We start from the raw sequence: 15376 nt of genomic DNA, 5'->3' as shown, positions 1-15376 counted from the left end.
CTCCTATCCCTAAGCGCCGTATAGACGGACGGGGTATCTCGGAGGTTTTGATGAAAATTGTTAGCTTGCCCTTGCCTTTTAGTTAAAATTAGGGTAGCGAAATTTTAACAGCCAGCGGAGCGTCAAACTGGAAGTCTAATAAGTAATTCTGTTCCATGTCCAGGTTCTGAACGACAAAGTAATTGACCGCGATGTTGCTCGACGATGATGGAGTGACAGATTGATAAGCCCAATCCAGTACCTTTGCCCACAGGCTTTGTGGTAAAAAAGGGGTCAAAGATACGGTTTTGAAGTTGGTAGGGGATACCAGTGCCATTGTCAGTTATACGAATCTCAACCCATTTTGAATTTTTGTCTTGGGATTCTTTGCTGTTATGAGTAAGTTTTGTACTAATTTTTATAGTTGGTTTAAAAGTGCCTTCATTTTGCTTTTCCTCTAAAGCAGCTATTGCATTAGACAAAAGATTCATAAAAACTTGATTGATTTGCCCTGAATAACAATTCACCAAGGGAATTTTTCCGTATTCTCGCTTGACCTCAATTGCTGCTTGATTTTTTTGGGCTTTCAGACGGTTTTGTAAAATTATCAAGGTGTTATCAAGTCCTTTGTGAATATCAGCAGGCTTTGCATAAGCTTGGTCGGAACCAGAAAAATAGCGCATTGACAGCACAATGTCTCGAATTCTCTCTGCGCCCTCTTTCATCGACGCCAGTACTTTTGGAAAATCCTCAACGACAAAATCGAGTTCATTGGCTTGTATTGCCTGTAAAATTTCTACATGAGGCTGAGGATAATGTTTAGTATATAGTTTTACAACATCCATCAAAGCTTGCATATACTGGGAAGCGTAATCAAGATTGCCGTATATAAAGCTAATGGGATTATTAATCTCGTGAGCTACCCCAGCCGCCATCTGTCCCAAACTAGACATCTTTTCGCTTTGCACAAGCTGCGCTTGAGTACGCTTGAGGTTATCAATAACCTGCTGGAGTTGCTCTTTTCCAGCTTGTAATTGGGTTTGTGAACGCCGCAGTTCAGCTTCAGTTTGCTGACGAATGTTGATTTCTGTTTTTAGCTGGTGATTCTGCTGACTGAGTTCGTGATTTTTCTGCTGAAGCTGAGTTTGCAGGGTGCGAATTGTCAGTTGATATTTGATTCTTGCTAAAATTTCTTCAACTTGAAACGGCTTGGTGACATAGTCTGCTCCCCCCACTTGAAAAGCTTTCGCCTTGTCTACCCCTCGAACCAACGCACTCAAAAAAATGATGGGTATATCGCGAGTTTTAGGATCGAGTTTCAACTGCTGACAAACCTGATAACCATCAATTTCCGGCATCATAATATCCAGCAGTATTAAATCTGGTGGTTGTGCTTGCACAGCTCTAAGGGCTACGTTTCCACTAATAGCTTGTCTAACCTGATACCCGTAAGACCGAACAAGTGTAGATAAAACTCGCAAGTTATTTGGCTCATCATCAACAATGAGAATATCGGCGTATGGGTCTGATTCTGGAGGGTTGCACATCATAACTTAGATGATTTTCCAGGGGGATGATCATCAACCCCCTGGTTTAGAAGTTAGTGTTTTTTTGCTAATTTAATGTATTATTAATTATATGAAAGCGCTCTCAAAATTTAGGCATACTTAATAAGAAAAACCGCTCAATCAAAATGATATATTACAACATTACGACAGGTAGGATGAAGTGTTTGTAGCGGGATTTGCACAAATTATTTTAAAGCTTTAGTAACTCTTTAATAAACATTATTGTTATAAAATTATCCTGTATAAATGCTTTTCAGTGGCACACTGAAAATTCGTTCCCAAGTGGAACCTGGGAACGAGAGAATAGCAAATCTGGTTTTTTACCCCTGAATTTTTTAACCCGCCTAGGTGGTGAGACTAGTACAGCACAGCAGGTTTCCCAACCGAGGCAACTAGGGCAATTAGTAGCGTGTCCGGAGGACATACCGAAGGGGCTTTGTTGGTGTAGCCTGTCAGGAAAGAGTGCAAAATCTATCTCAAGGCTACGTTATAACTAGGGTTACATCTTACCGTGCTGCAAGACTTGCTGAAGGTGATGACGGATTTCCTGCGCTTGCTCAATATCAGACTGCAGCAATTTTTGGAACAGTTCTACACAAGGCTGAGAACCAGCTTGCTGTGCATCATTGATGTAAGTCTCATAAGCTTTAATGGCTTCAGCTTTGTTGTGCAACACGGTGAGAAAGTCATACTCCAGGTTGCTAATGGGATTTTGAGTTTGAGCGTTTCCTGCGGTTTGAACCATAGATTTACCCTCCTTTAGGTTTCTTATTCACTTCTACTTGTCCTACAAGAGGTATTCATCTTCCTAAAAGAGTATGCGAGGATACGTAATCGGTAGATAAAGTATTAACCTAAAAGGTTAAATTCCCAGGTTCCACTTGAGAACGAGATAAGAAGCTGAAGACAACTCTACTATTCAAGCTATCTCCTCACAGCGATGTGAATGCTTGAATTCACGCTCAATTTCATGTTGTCTAATCTCACCGTGCTTAACAGGACAAAATTGAGTATTAGCGCTTATGCAATCCATGTGGGGTGTTTTGGCACACACTAGCAGTAACCCGCCCAATATAAACAATAAGCCACAAATTGATGCAACCTGAATCCAAGAAATTTCCAACGCTCCATGAACCACCACTTCTCGCAGTACAGATACAATTGTGACCTCTACTGCCACTCCTACAGAGATGCTGTGTTCTTGTAAGTAAACCATAAGCAGACGGAATAACTCGACCAAAATCAAGATAAATAATATCTTGGCAGTCACGAGTTTATAATCCAGTGACTGTGTAAGGGCTATAAATAGCCCGCCTAACTGGATAAGCATGACAGCAAATAGACCTAGGCACAGGATAATCACAATTAGGTCTTGGAAAGCTTCCATATTGCGAACAATCGAATGCCGATCCAGCCAGCGATCGCAGAACAAGAATTGGCTTTTGAGGCGCTTTTTCATGATTATTTTGATTCCAACCGGGAGAACTTTAAACCACACCAGCCAGTCTGTCTGACACTTTTATTGTGCCGCGATTATGCTTTATTTATTGTGCTGCAATTACGCTTTAACGAGACTGATAATTTAAGTTTTGCGCCTGTTGTAATAATTGTGCGGCATTGTTTGCCCATTGGAAATTACGCTGAGCGTTGTATAAATCTCTGGCATACTGCAAGACTTGTGCCGCCTCTGGATATTGCCTTAATTGTATAAAAGCCAACCCGGCTCCATAATAAGCATTGGCGTTATTTGTATTTGCTTCTGCCGATTTTCTAAAAGCTTCTAATGCCTCTTTTAACTTACCTTGGCTAAACAAAAGTGTCCCGAGATTGTAGTGAGCTTCTGAATATTTGGGATTGATTTTGACTGCCTTGCGAAAAGCATCTTTTGCTTTATCGTTTTTTCCTTGTTGTAAATAACATATGCCCATATGATAAGCAGGCTCTGGTGCATTTTTGCTCAGATCCATTGCTTTTTTAAAGGATGCGATCGCTCTGTCCCAATCTCGTTGTTGCTCGCGCAGCAACCCCAGGTTATAGTAAGCAACTCCCAGTTTGGGATCAAGTTCTATTGCTCGTTGCAAGTAATCGTTCGCTTGCTGCCAATTGCTTCCTTCCAACAGCGAACCGCCCAAATTCGCATAAGCCAGAGCAAATTGGGGATCAGCTTGCGTTGCTTTGTAAAATGCATCTGCCGCAGGTTGTAATTGTCCTATTTGTCGCAGTGCTAGTCCCAAATTGTAGTGTGCTGCCGCTAACTTGGGATCAAGTTCTGTGGCTTTGCGAAATAAGGCGATCGCATCTTGTACTCTCGCTACCTGAATTGCCTGCAACCCTTGAGTCAAGTAGTCTTGAGCGCTGCTATCAACGTATTGCGCTAGTCGGAGGAGGTGGGGAGCACGAGGAGATGGAGTGGCTGGGGAAGATGGGGACAGAAAGCTTTGTGCCACTAGTATTAAACCCACCAAAGCTGGGAGGCGATATTTATAAAGAGGAACTCGCATTGTTTTCTTGTGTTGGAATTTGAGTTACATTTACTTTACAAAGTTTGTGTGAGAGCGGAATATATTCACATAAGTTTAGTTTTATATAGTAAAGTTTGTGATTCTTAAATTTTACTGTGGTAAATATTACGAGAAAATACGATTTTTCATTACCTATATTAAAGGAGAGATAATCTCAAGTTAAAGACAGGATAATCTTTTCAATCATCAATGTTAAATCCTCAATAACTTAGGATAACGCGGCGAAACGTGGTAAGCCGCTAAGGAGGTTGTATGAACGAAAAAGTCAAATCGGGTTCGCGGAATGTGGCAATTGTCGGTCCATATTTAAGTGGCAAAACCACATTAATGGAAAGTTTGCTATTCGTTACAGGAGCGATTACTCGCAAAGGCAGCGTTAAGGATGGCAACACAGTAGGAGATAGTGCTGCGGAATCGCGCGATCGCCATATGAGTGTAGAAGTGAGTGCCGCTAGCACTGAGTATAATGACACTGGCTTCACATTTATTGATTGTCCTGGAAGTGTGGAATTTGCCCAAGAAACTTACAACGCCCTAATGGGAGTGGATGCGGCAATTGTAGTTTGCGAACCCATAACAGACCGAGTTCTCACCCTTGCTCCTTTATTTAAATTCCTTGACGACTGGGAAATTCCCCACCTCGTGTTCGTCAATAAAATGGATCGGGCTAATATCAATGTCCTAGACACACTGCACGCCCTGAAAGCCGTTTCCAGCCGTCCCTTGGTAGCGCATCAATATCCCATCATTCAAGCGGAACAGCTGATTGGCTTTATCGATTTGGTAAGCGAGCAAGCATACAAGTACCATGCAGGTGGTCCTGCTGACCCCATCCCCTTCCCTGAAGAACTCAAAGAAGAAGAACATATAGCACGGGCAGAAATGCTCGAAACTTTGGCAAACTTTGACGACCATTTATTAGAAGAACTTTTAGAAGACATCGAACCACCCCAAGAAGAAATCCTCACAGATTTGAAGCTGGAATTAGGGGCAGATTTGGTCGTACCCGTTTTCTTTGGAGTCGCTGAACAAGATTATGGCGTACGCCCCCTCTTGGAAGCTTTACTTAGGGAAGCCCCAGAACCAGAAATTATGGCAGAACGTCGCTTAAAGGCTAAAGGCGGCGATTCTCCTGTGGCGCAGGTACTAAAAACTTATTACACTCCCCAAGGTGGCAAACTCTCTCTTGTGCGAGTTTGGCGGGGTAAGTTAACAGACGGTATTGTTCTGAATGGCGTTCGCGCTGGTGGTCTTTACCGCCTCATGGGACAACAACAGCAGCAAATTAATGAAGCTTATCCTGGTGAAATCGTTGCTGTCAGTCGTTTAGAAAATATCAAAACTGGAGAGACTCTTTCTTGTGAGCAGTTGACGACAGCATTACCCAAAGCTGAGCAGCTAGAACCAGTTTATGCCCTAGCGATTACTCCCGAAAAGCGCAACGATGAAGTTAAGCTCAGCAGTGCTATTACTAAGCTGTTGGAAGAAGACTGCTCTCTTGCTTGGGAACAACACGGCGATACTCACGAAGTTATCCTTTGGGGTCAAGGCGAGATTCATCTGCAAGTCGCACTCGACCGCCTGCGCCGTAAATACAATCTGCCAATGACAACCCACTTACCACAAGTGCCTTACAAAGAAACTATTCGTAAGCCAGCGTCATCAATTCACGGGCGCTACAAACACCAAAGTGGCGGTCACGGGCAGTTTGGCGATGTTTATCTCGACATCAAACCATTACCACGTGGCGAAGGCTTTAACTTCAAAGAAACTATTGTCGGTGGTGTGGTTCCCAAGCAGTACATTCCAGGTGTGGAAATAGGCGTGCGGGAGTTTCTCTCACATGGTCCATTGGGTTTCCCTGTAGTGGATGTGGCGGTAACTCTAACAAATGGTTCTTATCACACTGTTGATAGTTCCGAACAAGCATTTAAGCAAGCAGCGCGTCTTGCTATGCAAACGGGAATACCCAAGTGTGAACCCACATTGCTAGAACCGATTATCCGTGTGCAAGTCTCGACTCCAAGCGAATTTACTGCCAAAGTGCTACAACTTGTGACTGGCAGGCGAGGGCAGATTTTGGGTTATGAAGGTATACACGACTGGCAAGGATGGGACAGTGTCAGCGCTTATCTGCCGCAAGCAGAAATGCAAAACTTTATCGTAGAATTGCGATCGCTCACTCTTGGCGTTGGTTCCTTCCATTGGGAATACGACCATCTTCAGGAAGTTCCTGATAGAATTGCTGATCGTATCCGCACCTCTGGTAATGGTAATGGTGGTAACGGCAACGGTAACAAGTAATTTTGGATTTTAGATTTGGGATAAATTTAAAATCGACTGAATTTTCCACAGTTCCTAATTGTGGTAATGATAAAGCCCAGGCGTAACACTTGGGCTTTGTTCTTGGTTATTAGTAAGTACCACCATGCACCTTATCAGTACTATCTCTGTTCAGAGTATCAACACCTGTGATTTTTTACAAATGATTTAGGATTGCTATAGAAAGTTTCCGCATAATAAACAGTTAGGCTGCTTCAGGTTACTGCTCTCGACATTACTTGGAGGCTCCTCCGGTGAAGTGATTGATCCCTAACTGCTCAGGTATCGTCACGATTTGACTCCCCGCCATGTCGTCTTCCGTGCCAAGCTGAGAAATGCGCTTATTACTGGAGAGGAATCATGCTGCCGCCAAGCCAGATAAAGTCCGATTTTAGGTATCTGCTCTTGTAAAGGTCTGTAAATGACTCCGCTTCTGTGGAAGTTTTGCAAGGAGGCAGGAACGAAAGCAATGCCCAGTCCTGCTGCAACTAAGCCGATGATCGTCTGCATCTGAACTGCCTCTTGAGCCACCTTGGGACGAAATCCAGCTTGTTGACAAATGTTAATAATCTGCTCGTAAAAGACGGGTCCCATTTTGGCAGGAAATAGGATAAATAATTCCGAAGCCAATGTGGAGAGTGACACTTGAGTCTGGGCAGACAACGGATGGGTTTCTGGCAACGCCAAGACCAATGATTCTGGCAAAAAGCACTCCACACTCAAACCTGGCTCGATGATGGCAGAACGAACAATGCCGACATCAACCTGTTTGTGATGCAGGGCTTGAATTTGCTGTTGCGTCGTCAGTTCATGCAATCGCAGTTCTACCGCCGGAAACTGTTCTCGAAATACCCTTACAATCTCTGGTAGTAACGTATACATTGCAGAGTCAACAAAGCCGATCGCCAACCGTCCAACCTCACCCCGCCCGATCTGTTGTGTCACAATGATAGCCTGTTCGAGTTGCGCTAACACTCCATAGGAGCGCTCTAAAAACACTTTGCCTGCTTCAGTCAGATGCACTTGCCGCTTCGTTCGTTCAAATAGCTTGACTCCTAGTTCATCTTCCAAATCACGAATCTGCTGACTGAGCGGGGGTTGGGAAATGCACAACCGCTGGGCTGCTCGGCTAAAATGCAGCTCCTCAGCCACGGCGATGAAGTAGTGCAGGTGCCGTAGTTCCATCACATTTATATCTCTAACCTATTAATCTTAGTCAAATATATATTGGACAGTCACATGACTGTCTCCTATCGTAAGAAATATGAGGCGCGTCTCATCGCTTTTGTATTGGAGAAAACAAATGACAAGAGACAAAAATCGTGTTGCTCCTAAAGTTTGGTTGATTACAGGATGTTCAACAGGGTTCGGACGTGCCCTAGCAGAAGCTGTGTTGAAGAAGGGCGACGAAGTGCTGGCTACTGCTCGCGAACCAGAGCAACTTCGCGCTTTGATTGAGCACTATCGGGAGACTGCAAAGGCTGTACGTCTGGATGTAACATTGTCCCAAGACATACAAGCAGCCGTTGATACAGCGATCGCTACATTTGGTCGAATTGATGTGCTAGTCAACAATGCTGGCTATGGACTCATTGGAGCACTCGAAGAAGTCAATGAGACCGATATTCGCCAACAGTTTGAAACAAACTTCTTTGGGGCACTCCGTCTAATGCGAGCTGTCTTGCCTTTGATGCGTCAGCAAGGCAGCGGTCACATTGTAAATATGTCATCCACAGCAGGATTAGTGGGATTTGGTGGAAGCAGCATCTACTGTGGCACTAAATTTGCTTTGGAAGGCACGTCTGAAGCCCTGGCTAAGGAGGTTGAATCTTTTGGAATTAAAGTGACTTTAATTGAACCTGGAGCATTTCGCACAGACTTCAACGGACGCTCTCTAAGAGCAGCCGAACAATCCATTGATGCCTATGCGACCGTGAGCGGTGCCTCGTTGCAGTGGTTCAAAGATATGGATGGTCAGCAACCTGGCAATCCAGCCGCATCGGCGCAAGCCATCATTCAAGCTGTAGAAAGTCCTCATCCACCGATGCGACTGGCATTAGGCACGGATGCCATGAGCCTGATTCAGGAAAAACTGGAATGGGTCAAAACGGATTTGGATGCTTGGCAGCAGGTGACTGTAAGTACGGATTATACAGATAGTAACAGTGAGGTAATAGTTGGGTAGCTAATACCAGTTCTCTTTGAAGGCGCACAGAATCGTAGGTTGGGGAGCCACTTGCACAGTCCGGGTTTCCCACGCCACTTGCCACAACGGGGGGAACCCCCGCAAGGCAGTGGCTCGACTTGAGGAGCCAGTGCGTTGCGGTGAGGCAGTCCGGTCTTGGTGGTTTCCCCAAAGAGGAACTGCCGAACCCGTTCGCCCTTGGCGTGCCGTAGGCATAGGGAGGTTCCCTTGAGTGTGCAAACTGGCGTCAAAGTGGCGTTTGAACGGCGTAAAACCCAACGAGTGCTGGATTTTGTTGGGTTTCGTTTGACTCAAACGCCAGCGCTGCAGGAGGGAAACCCTCCTGCAGCGCTGGCTCCCCAACCTACAGTTATATGCAAGTCTAAAGAGACTTTCAACTCAACGCCGGCGCGATCGCCCGTATATGCCCGGAGGGCAGTTTGGGAAACTGCCCTCCCCCTGATGCAAGTAGGGGCAAAGTCGCTCCGCTTGGTTGGGGCATAGGGCGCGCTCCGCCATCGCCCCAACGGTTCGGAAGATAGATAGAGCCAGTCCACCCTTGTTTTGCGGCAAGTTGTAACACCTGTCTATCTTGTAAGCCTTCCAAATCTGCTACCAAAGCTGTTTGAAAATCTATCGTTGATTCACGTCTCAAAACACCTGTGACGATATTTTGGTTGAAGTCACCATCAGCTTGAAACCGAATTGTCGTCATTACTGTTGTTCTTTTGCAGCAGCCAACTTCTCATACAATGCTGCATTCTGTTCACGCGCTGCTTGACGCAGTTTCTCAAATTCAGCCTTGCCTTCTTTCAAATAAGCATCAATCGCTTCCCTATTTGCCAAGTAAAATGCGATCACTCCGTAAACTTGTTCAAGCGTTAATACTGGAAAACTCTGAACAATACCTTCAGGTGACGTGCCATTCAAGAAAGCATAAACGACCGAGTCTAGAGAAACACGGCTTCCTATAATCCAGTAACCGTTTTCTCGCCACTCAACATACTGCTTGTGAATGACTGATATTGCCGTCATAGAATTGGATAACTATTGATAGCTATTTTGAGTATAGGGTAGCTGCCACGGATTCGTTGTGGTGATTTCTGAGTGGAAGAGCTACGCTGCACCCTAAAGCCGTAAAATTGCCTCAATGCAAAACAGATTTTGATACAACGCATGAGCAATACACAAACTTGGTATATTGTCAAGCGCACTGCTGGCAATTGCGAAATAGTCTCCAGCAACGAAGCGACTGGAGATGATAATCCAGAAATTATAGAACAGTGGGGACCTTTCACTTCCCAAGGTGAAGCGATCGCCCGTCGCGTAGGACTGATTAGGTCTGGCAAATGTCAACCAGTATGAAGAAAGAAGAAATAACAAGGAAGAACGAAGAATAATTTTCGTCTTCTGTTTTCTTTCTTCCCTCTTCCATCTTCATTTTTCTGCCCTATTATTGCCTCTTTGTGCAATTTCCTTGCCTAACACTTCCGCCGCTTTAGCAAATTGGGGGTCTGCTAGTGTGCCGATTTTGTCACGTTCTTTGAGCCACAATGCTTGTCGCTGGGCATCTGTCAATTCCACCTTGACATCTGGATCAATCCCATGCTTATTGATATCCCGATTATTAGGAGTATAGTATTTAGCAATTGTCACTGCTAATCCTGAACCGTCATCTAGGGGACGCACTGATTGCACCAAGCCTTTGCCAAAGGTTTGACTACCGATTAAAACAGCACGCTTATTGTCCTGCAAGGCTCCTGAGAGGATTTCACTAGCACTGGCTGAACCTTTATCCACCAATACCACGAGCGGCTTATTAGTTAAAGCACGTCCGTTTGCTGTTTCCCGTTCCACTTCTCCTTGACGGTCTTTAGTGGAGACAATTGTGCCGTTATTCATCCACATCCGGGCAATTTCCACGCTAGAGAAGAGCAAGCCCCCCGGATTGTTCCGTAAATCGAGAACATAACCAGCAACCTGCTTATTCTCCAAATTTCTCAGTGCTTGTTGCATTTCCTTGCCGGCGTTAGCGCTGAACTGTTTCAAGCGAATGTAGCCAACATTCCCTGCTGGAGTTTGCCTTTGGGAATACTCTACTGGATGAATTTCAATTTTTGCTCTTGTAATTTTGAATTCTTTTTCTTGACCGCTGCGCTGAATAGTCAAATTGACCATCGTTCCTGGTTCACCTCGGATCAAGGATACTGCCTGATTGGTATCCATGCCCTCGGTGCTTTTTCCGTTGATTTTGGTTATAATGTCCTTCGCGAGAAGTCCAGCTTTCGCAGCAGGTGTATCCTCAATTGGCGCAATCACAGTCAGCTTTTTCGTTTTCTCATCTAGACCCATCTGGATACCAATACCTGTCAGTTCTCCAGAGGTATCCACTTGCAGACTTTTGAACTCCTCTGGGTCCATAAACCGGGTGTATGGGTCATCTAGCTTCTTCAGCATTTCCCGTATGGACTTATAAGCTTCCTGTTTGTTGCTGTAGGACTTGTTTAGGTACTCTTTACGAACAGCGACCCAATCAAGCTTATTAAAAGTACCATCTACATATTGGCGGTTAATAATTTGCCAAACTTCATCTACTAAATCCTTAGGACTTTCTTTAAATAAAGCCTGTCCTTGCGAGTGAATTCCCAGGCTGGTGACTGCGATCGTTGTCAGTGTCACCGCTGTTGCACCCACCAAAACAAGCCCACTTCTTGTAATCACCATAATGACAGCTGCGCGTCTACGGAAAGTTTTATAGTTAGTATGCTCAATCTAACACAGGGTTTTAATGTACAGACTGAGCATTATTTTTTTATTTCATTAAAAGCCTTTGTCGTCCGGCGATATCGGAACCGTCGGTACAAAACTTGTCGAAAATTTTATGGATCTACCCAACGCCCATCTGCCTTAATTAAGTTAATCAACTCTTCTACTCCTTTTTCTTCTGAAACTTTTTTAATTTCTTCTCTCCCACGGTAGAGAGAAATATATCCAGGAGTTTTTCCAACGTAACCATAATCGGCATCAGCCATTTCTCCTGGTCCATTGACAATGCAACCCATAACTGCTATGTCAAGCCCTGTCAGATGTTTGGTAGCTTCACGGACTTTGTGCAGGACTTCTTCTAGGTTAAACAATGTACGTCCGCAGGAAGGACACGCGACGTACTCCACCATTGTTTTGCGCAATCCCAAAGCTTGCAGGATACTGTAGCATACGGGAATTTCTTTCTCTGGTGCTTCCGTAAGCGACACGCGAATTGTATCGCCAATTCCATCAGCTAAGAGAGTGGCAATACCGGCAGTGGATTTAATCCGTCCGTACTCGCCATCACCTGCTTCTGTAACACCTAAGTGTAAGGGATAATCCATACCTAGTTCATCCATCCGCTTTGCCATTAGGCGATAAGCAGCTACCATCACCGGAACCCGTGACGCTTTCATGGAGATGACAATATTACGGAAGTCTAGGGATTCACAGATGCGAATGAATTCCAAGGCAGATTCTACCATTCCTTCTGGAGTGTCACCGTAGGTGAACAGCATCCTTTCCGCAAGGGAACCGTGATTTACCCCGATTCGCATAGCTTTACCTTGATCACGCAAGGAAACCACTAAGGGAGCTAAAGTTTCGCGGATTTTTTCCCCTATTTCCTCAAATTCTGCTTGAGTGTATTCGGTTCTGCCAGAGTTTGGCTTTTCAAACACGTATAAACCCGGATTAATCCGCACTTTCTCTATATGTTTGGCGACTTCCAAAGCGATTTTCATGCCATTATGATGCACATCCGCAACAATTGGCACATCCTTGTAGGCTTTAATTAATTTTTGTTTAATTTCTGCCAACGCTTTAGCATGAGCCATACTAGGTACGGTAACACGGACGATTTCGCAGCCAATTTCATGCAGACGACGAATCGCTGCTACGGAACCATCAATGTCCAAGGTGTCTTCGTTAATCATAGACTGGACGACCACAGGGTAACCGCCCCCAATGGTGACATCACCAACTTTGACTGGACGGGTTTTGCGCCGCTTGATAGTCGTGTCGAAGGTGGGTTGACTAAATGCGGTATTAGAAGTTGTAAGCGTAGGCAGGGTTTGCATAACCTGTTAGGTAATTTTTTGTAGCGAAGATATCAACTTTGAAAACATTCTGTTTCCCAGATTGCCACAGGTGGTGCAAATTTGAGTGATGAATTTGGAAAAAAAGACGAGCAAAAAAGGGAGAGGGTGAGTGGGGGAGAGGGTAAGTCGATAAATAAGTAAAAATAACTAATGATTCCTCTAAAAATCCAAAATCCAAAATCTGAAATTGCTATAAGTAATAAATTTTATCAGTAGCACCAATGATTTTATGAGCCAATTATTAATTCGTGTCATTCATTCTATTCCTGATGGTGTGGCTTTAATTGACACCGTACTACGCCACTATCCTATCAGGAAAGTCCGTAGCTGCAAACTATACAAACGAGGACTCAACGATACGTATTTGGTAGAAACTGAGCAACAGAGATATATTCTGCGAGTTTATCGGCGTGGGTGGAGAAATAAACAAGAAATTGATTTTGAGCTGGAAGTGTTAGCGTTTCTACAGAAGCAAAAGCAGCCAGTTGCATACCCGATTTCCAGAAACGACGGTGGTTTGACAACAGAAATTGCAGCACCAGAAGGAACACGTTACGTGGCTGTTTTTTCCTATGCACCAGGACGTGCAGTCAATGAAAATCTTGATGGCATAAAAAGCTATCGTTTAGGAGAAGCACTGGCAAAAATTCACCAGACACTAGACGAGTTCAAAAGTCATTTTACTCGCCCTGCTTTGAATAGCGATTACTTGCTAGATTGGTCAATACAAGCAATTACACCTCTATACCAACACTGAGAAAGCGATATGTAAGGATTCAGGTCAGGGGGTATTGACAAGTGTGACATCTGAGGCGGAGTATCACAATTATGGAAAAAAACCTGCCTGTAAAACTAGAGCGTGAAACTCTTCTCCAGTTAGCTCCGAAACAACTGGTGGAGATCATTATCGAACAGGCGATCGCCACAGAGAGATTAAACAAGAGAATTTTGCAACTAGAGCAAGAAGTACAAAAACTAAAAGTTAGTAGAGATTTAGATAGTAAATCATCATCAAAGCCACCATCTGGGGATATCCTAAAAAAATCAGAAAACAAACAACAGGTGGAAGATAGAGATAGCGAGACTCCAAAACGGAAACCAGGAGGACAACCAGGGCATCCGGGAAAAACTCGTAAAGGGTTTGGAAGAGTTGACCGATTTGAAACTTTACGTCCAGAGTTTTGTTTTTGTTGTGGTAGTACAGGATTTATAAAAGAGCCAATCAAAATCGAGAGGCAGCAAGTAGCACAGTTAGTAGAACGCCCAATAGAAATCGTTGAGTACCACCGTCATACTTGTGTGTGTGGGCATTGTGGAAATGTACAAACGTCCGATTGGTCACCAGATATAGTTCCAGGACAAGATATAGGGGTAAGGCTACAAGCTTTTTTAGGATGGATAAATAACTACGGGCATTTACCCTATGAAAAACAACAAGAACTGTTGTGGGAACTAGCAAAGATAGAAATCGGGGTCGGAACCCTAGTAGCTACGAATGAAAGAATAGATGCCGCAGTTGAGAAAAGTGTGAACTCACTTAAAGATTGGATACAACAAACGCAGCCAAATATCCATTCGGATGAAACACCTTGGGTAGTTAAGGGCGTAAAAGAATGGTTGTGGATTTTTGCTTCGACCGACTTTGCTTTGTTTCATGCCGCAGATACGCGCTCTCGTGCAGAACTAGAAACGATTCTCGGCTTGAACTACGGTGGTGTACTTAGCTCAGACGATTATTCCGTTTATAACGGTTATGAGGTGAAAGCTCAACAGAAATGTTTGGCCCATCTACGCCGTCACTTTAAGAAACTAATCAAACTTCCAGGTTTAAACAACCTTCGTATTGGGGAAAAGTTCGTCAAGCTGATTGACGACGCATTTAAGAATTACAGTTTATTCCAACACAACCAAAATATTCTCGAGTTTTTCGCTTGGGCTTGCGGGTTTAAAGTCAAAGTTAAGTCCTCCATTGATGAGTGGATTCCTAAAGCTGGGGGAGAAGCGGGTAAGCTTTTGCGATCGCTACGAGACAAAACAGATCAATGGTGGTATTTTCTAGACCACCCGGAAGTACCTCCAGATAATAACTTGGCGGAGCGAATGCTCAGGCTTGCAGTGACTAAAAGAAAAGTTAGTGGAGGTTCCCGTTCGATGGAGCGGTTTCAAGATACTGCTAATTTATTGACGGTAGTACAAACTTGTCGTCGTCAAGGACGTTCCGTAATTACATTTTTTGAGCAAGCTATTAAAGCGATGGTTAATTCGGATATACAAGCGCCATCTTTAATACCTCAAGTCTAGACCTGAATCCTTAACATCTCAAAAGTGTTCAGATTGCGGTGCAATTGTAAAAAAATCTCTTTCAACCCGTACCCATAAATGTACTTGTGGGTGTCAACTTCAAAGAGATGTGAACACAGCGATAAATATTCGCGCATCTTGCTAAACAAGCTACCGTCGGGCAGACGGGATGTAAAGCTGCTGGACTGGCGACCTCTACTCTAGTTGGTGAAAACCTGCGCTTAGCAAGTAACCAGGGTGAAAGCAGAATCCCCTGGCTTTCCGAACAAATAAGCGTAGCGAAATTTGTTCAGCCAGGGGAGTGTCAAATATATAGATGTGGCAGCAAAAGCTGCGAACGCGAATGAAATATTTCAGATCGCGGATGAGGAG

Annotated in this window: 15 protein-coding genes and 1 pseudogene; 6 read left to right on the top strand and 10 right to left on the bottom strand. The window is 44.2% G+C overall.

What is annotated here, in order from left to right:
* Positions 1-122 precede the first annotated feature (122 nt).
* From AACT52_RS04185 to AACT52_RS04170, 4 genes are all read right to left on the bottom strand, one after another.
* On the bottom strand, positions 123-1529 hold the full coding sequence (locus AACT52_RS04185; RefSeq protein ID WP_073636180.1) for a hybrid sensor histidine kinase/response regulator: 1407 nt from the start codon (positions 1527-1529) through the stop codon (positions 123-125).
* Positions 1530-2046: 517 nt separating this feature from the next.
* Positions 2047-2292, bottom strand: coding sequence for a hypothetical protein (locus AACT52_RS04180; protein ID WP_073636179.1), 246 nt, complete (start codon positions 2290-2292; stop codon positions 2047-2049).
* 174 nt (positions 2293-2466) lie between these two features.
* Entirely contained in the window at positions 2467-3006 is a 540-nt protein-coding gene (locus tag AACT52_RS04175; protein WP_073636178.1) for a phosphate-starvation-inducible PsiE family protein, read from the bottom strand.
* Positions 3007-3112: 106 nt separating this feature from the next.
* Positions 3113-4048, bottom strand: coding sequence for a tetratricopeptide repeat protein (locus AACT52_RS04170; RefSeq protein WP_073636177.1), 936 nt, complete (start codon positions 4046-4048; stop codon positions 3113-3115).
* A 273-nt stretch (positions 4049-4321) separates the two neighbouring features.
* Here AACT52_RS04170 and AACT52_RS04165 point away from each other — a divergent pair, with 273 nt between their 5' ends.
* Complete coding sequence (locus AACT52_RS04165) at positions 4322-6373, top strand: elongation factor G (protein WP_073636176.1); 2052 nt, start codon at positions 4322-4324, stop codon at positions 6371-6373.
* 306 nt (positions 6374-6679) lie between these two features.
* On the opposite strand, the gene AACT52_RS04160 is transcribed toward AACT52_RS04165, so the two are convergent.
* On the bottom strand, positions 6680-7576 hold the full coding sequence (locus AACT52_RS04160; protein WP_073636175.1) for a LysR substrate-binding domain-containing protein: 897 nt from the start codon (positions 7574-7576) through the stop codon (positions 6680-6682).
* A gap of 118 nt (positions 7577-7694) precedes the next feature.
* On the opposite strand from AACT52_RS04160, the gene AACT52_RS04155 reads away from it, so the two are divergent.
* Positions 7695-8576 carry an oxidoreductase gene (locus AACT52_RS04155; RefSeq protein ID WP_073636174.1) on the top strand — a complete coding sequence of 294 codons (882 nt, stop codon included), beginning with the start codon at positions 7695-7697 and terminating at the stop codon, positions 8574-8576.
* On the opposite strand, the gene AACT52_RS04150 is transcribed toward AACT52_RS04155, so the two are convergent.
* The 3 genes from AACT52_RS04150 to AACT52_RS04140 all read right to left on the bottom strand — a co-directional run bounded on the left by AACT52_RS04150 (position 8577) and on the right by AACT52_RS04140 (position 9611).
* Entirely contained in the window at positions 8577-8891 is a 315-nt protein-coding gene (locus AACT52_RS04150) for a hypothetical protein (RefSeq protein WP_073636173.1), read from the bottom strand.
* 79 nt (positions 8892-8970) lie between these two features.
* Positions 8971-9291, bottom strand: a complete 321-nt coding sequence (locus AACT52_RS04145) for a hypothetical protein (protein ID WP_073636172.1) — start codon at positions 9289-9291, stop codon at positions 8971-8973.
* The gene (locus tag AACT52_RS04140) at positions 9291-9611 is read right to left on the bottom strand and encodes a DUF433 domain-containing protein (RefSeq protein WP_073636171.1); all 321 of its coding nucleotides are present in this window, start codon (positions 9609-9611) and stop codon (positions 9291-9293) included. The genes AACT52_RS04145 and AACT52_RS04140 overlap by 1 nt, the downstream gene beginning before the upstream one ends.
* Positions 9612-9752: 141 nt before the next feature.
* On the opposite strand from AACT52_RS04140, the gene AACT52_RS04135 reads away from it, so the two are divergent.
* The gene (locus AACT52_RS04135) at positions 9753-9941 is read left to right on the top strand and encodes a DDE transposase family protein (RefSeq protein ID WP_073636170.1); all 189 of its coding nucleotides are present in this window, start codon (positions 9753-9755) and stop codon (positions 9939-9941) included.
* Positions 9942-10013: 72 nt separating this feature from the next.
* On the opposite strand, the gene ctpC is transcribed toward AACT52_RS04135, so the two are convergent.
* Both ctpC and ispG read right to left on the bottom strand, forming a co-directional pair.
* A complete protein-coding gene (gene ctpC / locus AACT52_RS04130; RefSeq protein WP_073636169.1) occupies positions 10014-11300 on the bottom strand; it encodes a carboxyl-terminal processing protease CtpC in 1287 nt (428 codons plus the stop codon).
* A 155-nt stretch (positions 11301-11455) separates the two neighbouring features.
* A complete protein-coding gene (ispG, locus tag AACT52_RS04125) occupies positions 11456-12682 on the bottom strand; it encodes a (E)-4-hydroxy-3-methylbut-2-enyl-diphosphate synthase (RefSeq protein WP_073636167.1) in 1227 nt (408 codons plus the stop codon).
* A 250-nt stretch (positions 12683-12932) separates the two neighbouring features.
* On the opposite strand from ispG, the gene AACT52_RS04120 reads away from it, so the two are divergent.
* From AACT52_RS04120 to AACT52_RS04110, 3 genes and pseudogenes are all read left to right on the top strand, one after another.
* Entirely contained in the window at positions 12933-13460 is a 528-nt protein-coding gene (locus AACT52_RS04120) for a phosphotransferase enzyme family protein (RefSeq protein WP_073636166.1), read from the top strand.
* 71 nt (positions 13461-13531) lie between these two features.
* The gene (gene tnpC, locus AACT52_RS04115; protein ID WP_073636165.1) at positions 13532-15004 is read left to right on the top strand and encodes an IS66 family transposase; all 1473 of its coding nucleotides are present in this window, start codon (positions 13532-13534) and stop codon (positions 15002-15004) included.
* A gap of 13 nt (positions 15005-15017) precedes the next feature.
* Positions 15018-15277: pseudogene (locus AACT52_RS04110) on the top strand (zinc ribbon domain-containing protein); the annotation flags it as partial.
* Positions 15278-15376: the final 99 nt, after the last annotated feature.

The organism is Scytonema sp. HK-05 (genome assembly GCF_963872035.1).
GTDB lineage: Bacteria > Cyanobacteriota > Cyanobacteriia > Cyanobacteriales > Nostocaceae > Kalymmatonema.
This window is presented reverse-complemented; position numbering and strand designations above follow the sequence as displayed.

Bases quoted from the DNA above. Each gene is read 5' to 3' on its own strand.
- AACT52_RS04185 (WP_073636180.1), bottom strand. From the start codon at position 1,529: ATGATGTGCAACCCTCCAGAATCAGACCCATACGCCGATATTCTCATT.
- AACT52_RS04180 (WP_073636179.1), bottom strand. From the start codon at position 2,292: ATGGTTCAAACCGCAGGAAACGCTCAAACTCAAAATCCCATTAGCAAC.
- AACT52_RS04175 (WP_073636178.1), bottom strand. From the start codon at position 3,006: ATGAAAAAGCGCCTCAAAAGCCAATTCTTGTTCTGCGATCGCTGGCTG.
- AACT52_RS04170 (WP_073636177.1), bottom strand. From the start codon at position 4,048: ATGCGAGTTCCTCTTTATAAATATCGCCTCCCAGCTTTGGTGGGTTTA.
- AACT52_RS04165 (WP_073636176.1), top strand. From the start codon at position 4,322: ATGAACGAAAAAGTCAAATCGGGTTCGCGGAATGTGGCAATTGTCGGT.
- AACT52_RS04160 (WP_073636175.1), bottom strand. From the start codon at position 7,576: ATGGAACTACGGCACCTGCACTACTTCATCGCCGTGGCTGAGGAGCTG.
- AACT52_RS04155 (WP_073636174.1), top strand. From the start codon at position 7,695: ATGACAAGAGACAAAAATCGTGTTGCTCCTAAAGTTTGGTTGATTACA.
- AACT52_RS04145 (WP_073636172.1), bottom strand. From the start codon at position 9,291: ATGACGACAATTCGGTTTCAAGCTGATGGTGACTTCAACCAAAATATC.
- AACT52_RS04140 (WP_073636171.1), bottom strand. From the start codon at position 9,611: ATGACGGCAATATCAGTCATTCACAAGCAGTATGTTGAGTGGCGAGAA.
- AACT52_RS04135 (WP_073636170.1), top strand. From the start codon at position 9,753: ATGAGCAATACACAAACTTGGTATATTGTCAAGCGCACTGCTGGCAAT.
- ctpC (WP_073636169.1), bottom strand. From the start codon at position 11,300: ATGGTGATTACAAGAAGTGGGCTTGTTTTGGTGGGTGCAACAGCGGTG.
- ispG (WP_073636167.1), bottom strand. From the start codon at position 12,682: ATGCAAACCCTGCCTACGCTTACAACTTCTAATACCGCATTTAGTCAA.
- AACT52_RS04120 (WP_073636166.1), top strand. From the start codon at position 12,933: ATGAGCCAATTATTAATTCGTGTCATTCATTCTATTCCTGATGGTGTG.
- tnpC (WP_073636165.1), top strand. From the start codon at position 13,532: ATGGAAAAAAACCTGCCTGTAAAACTAGAGCGTGAAACTCTTCTCCAG.